We start from the raw sequence: 3,150 nt of genomic DNA, 5'->3' as shown, positions 1-3,150 counted from the left end.
ACCACCCCCGGTTACATGCCGGGCTTCGGCAATGATTTCGAGACCGAGGCATTGCCCGGCGCGCTGCCGCAGGGCATGAACTCGCCGCAGAAGGTCAATTACGGCCTTTACGGCGAGCAGCTTTCCGGCACCGCCTTCACCGATGTGCGGCCCGAGCGGACCTGGTGCTATCGCATCCGCCCCTCGGTCAAGCACAGCCACCGCTATGAAAAGATCGACCTGCCGTATTTCCGTTCGGCCCCCGATATCCACCCGGATGTAACCAGCCTCGGCCAGTATCGCTGGGACCCGGTGCCGCATTCGGGCGAGTCCCTGACCTGGCTGACGGGCATGCGCACCATGACCACGGCGGGCGACGTGCACACGCAGGTGGGGATGGCCAGCCACATCTACCTGGTGACCGAGTCGATGGTCGACGACTACTTCTATTCGGCGGACAGCGAGATGCTGGTGGTGCCGCAAGAGGGCCGCCTGCGCTTTGCCACCGAACTGGGGATCATCGACCTCGAGCCCAAGGAGATCGCCATCATCCCGCGCGGTCTGGTCTACCGGGTCGAGCTGCTCGACGGTCCGGCGCGCGGCTTTGTCTGCGAGAACTACGGCCAGAAGTTCGAACTGCCGGGTCGCGGCCCGATCGGGGCCAATTGCATGGCCAACCCGCGCGACTTCAAGGCCCCGGTGGCCGCCTTCGAGGACCGCGAAGTGCCCTCGACCGTGACGGTGAAATGGTGCGGCCAGTTCCACACCACGAAGATCGCGCAAAGCCCGCTCGACGTGGTCGCCTGGCACGGCAATTACGCGCCCTGCAAGTACGACCTGCGCACCTATTGCCCGGTCGGCGCGATCCTGTTCGACCATCCCGACCCGTCGATCTTCACCGTGCTGACCGCGCCCTCGGGCCAGGAGGGCACCGCCAATATCGACTTCGTGCTGTTCCGCGAACGCTGGATGGTGATGGAAGACACCTTCCGCCCGCCGTGGTATCACAAGAACATCATGTCCGAGATGATGGGCAACATCTACGGCCAGTACGACGCCAAGCCGCAGGGCTTCGTGCCCGGTGGCGTCAGCCTGCACAACATGATGCTGCCGCACGGGCCGGACCGCGACGCCTTCGAGAAGGCCTCGAACGCCAATCTCGGCCCCGACAAGCTGGACAACACCATGTCGTTCATGTTCGAGACCCGCTTCCCGCAGCAACTGACGCAATTCGCGGGCAAGGAAGCACCGCTGCAGGACGACTACATCGACTGCTGGAAGGACATCGAAAAGAAGTTCGACGGCACGCCGGGCAAGAAGTGAGGCTTTATAGCTACTGGCGGTCGACCACCTCCTACCGGGTGCGGATCGCGTTGAACCTCAAGGGACTGGCTTACGAGCCTGTCCCGGTCAACCTCGTCGCAGGCGCGCAGCGGGCGCCGGATTATGCCGCGCTGAACCCCGGACAGGGCGTGCCGACGCTGGTGCTGGACGATGGCACGGTGCTGACCCAGTCGATGGCGATCCTGGAGTGGCTGGAAGAGACCCATCCCGACCCGGCGCTCTTGCCCGGGGATGCCGTGGCACGTGCCAAGGTCCGCGCCGCCGCCCTGACCATCGCCGCCGATATTCATCCGGTGAACAACCTGCGGGTGATCGCACGGCTCAAGGCGATGGGGCACGGCCAGGACGAGGCTGTGGACTGGATGAACAACTGGATGCAGCGCGGCCTTGTCGCGTTCGACCGGCTGATCGACGCGGACGGGCCGTTCTGCTTCGGCGACGCGCCCGGGTTGGCCGATCTCTGCCTCGTGCCGCAACTCTACAACGCCCATCGCTGGGGCTGCGACCTGTCGGCGCTGCCACGGCTGACCGAGATCGAAGCGCGATGCCTGGAGCACGCGGCCTTCGATGCGGCCCGCCCCGAACATCAACCCGACGCATACTGACGAAGGATATTCCCATGACTGATCTTGCCCGATCCTGGGTCGAGACCGCGAACGACCCCGAGTGCCCGTTTCCCCTGAACAACCTGCCGTTCGGCGTCTTCTCGAAAGGTGACGCGCCGCGCTGTGCCGTGGCCATCGGCAACAGCGTACTCGATCTTGCCGCGCTGCAATCCGCCGGATTGCTGCCCGACTACGGCTTCGATGAACCGGCGCTCAACACCTTCATGGGCAAGGGCAAGGCCGCCTGGCAGGAGGTTCGGCAGACCCTGACCGACCTGCTGCGCGAGGGCGCCGAGACGGACGCCGTCCGGGACGCGCTGCATGACATGGACGCCGTCACGATGCACCTGCCCTTCACGGTGTCGGAATACACCGATTTCTACGCCGGTCGCCAACACGCGTTCAACGTCGGCTCGCTGTTTCGCGACCCTGCCAATGCGTTGCCGCCGAACTGGCTGCACATTCCCATCGGCTACAATGGCCGCGCCTCCACCGTGGTGGTGTCCGGCACCGATTTCCATCGGCCCATGGGCCAGTTGAAAGGCCCGCAGGACGAGGTGCCGGGATTTGGCCCCTCCCAGCGGCTCGATATCGAGCTGGAGATGGGCGCGGTGGTGGGCACACCATCGGCGATGGGCCAGCGTGTCAGCGTCGACGAGGCCGACGACATGATCTTCGGCTACGTGCTGCTGAACGACTGGTCGGCGCGCGACATCCAGGCCTGGGAATACCAGCCGCTGGGGCCGTTCCAGGCCAAGGCTTTCGCCACCACCATCGGGCCGTGGGTGGTGACCAAGGCCGCGCTGGCGCCGTTCCGCTGCGCCACCCCGCCGCGCGAGAAGGAACTGCTGCCATACATCCGCGACACCGGGCCGATGCTCTACGATATCGCGCTGTCGGTCAGCCTGACCCCGGAGGGCGGCCAGCCGACGGTGATCAGCCGCACCAACTACAACACGCTCTACTACTCGGCCGCCCAGCAACTGGCGCACCACGCCTCGTCGGGCTGCGCGCTGCGCACCGGCGACCTTCTGGGCTCGGGCACGATCTCGGGCCCCGAAAAAGGCATGTTCGGCTCGCTTCTCGAAATGACCTGGGGCGGCAAGGACCCGATCCCGCTTGAGGGCGGCCAGACCCGCACCTTCCTTGCGGATGGCGATACCGTGGTCCTTCAAGGCCACGCCCAGGGCAACGGCTACCGCATCGGCTTCGGCGCGTGCGC

At 65.8% G+C, this 3,150-nt stretch carries 3 protein-coding genes; all 3 read left to right on the top strand.

Annotation, left to right across the window (positions count from 1 at the left end):
• Window positions 1-1,302, top strand: a 1,302-nt coding sequence (gene hmgA, locus ACXYMN_RS19775) for a homogentisate 1,2-dioxygenase (protein WP_459015801.1), incomplete at its 5' end; no start/stop codon positions are given.
• A complete protein-coding gene (gene maiA / locus ACXYMN_RS19770) occupies window positions 1,299-1,928 on the top strand; it encodes a maleylacetoacetate isomerase (protein ID WP_459015800.1) in 630 nt (209 codons plus the stop codon). The genes hmgA and maiA, both read left to right, overlap by 4 nt.
• Before the next feature lie 14 nt (window positions 1,929-1,942).
• A partial coding sequence (gene fahA / locus ACXYMN_RS19765) for a fumarylacetoacetase (protein ID WP_459015798.1) occupies window positions 1,943-3,150 on the top strand: 1,208 nt, incomplete at its 3' end.

This window comes from Roseivivax sp. CAU 1753, assembly GCF_054482575.1.
Note: the sequence above shows the minus strand (reverse complement) of the source record. Positions and strands in the feature narration are given on the sequence as shown.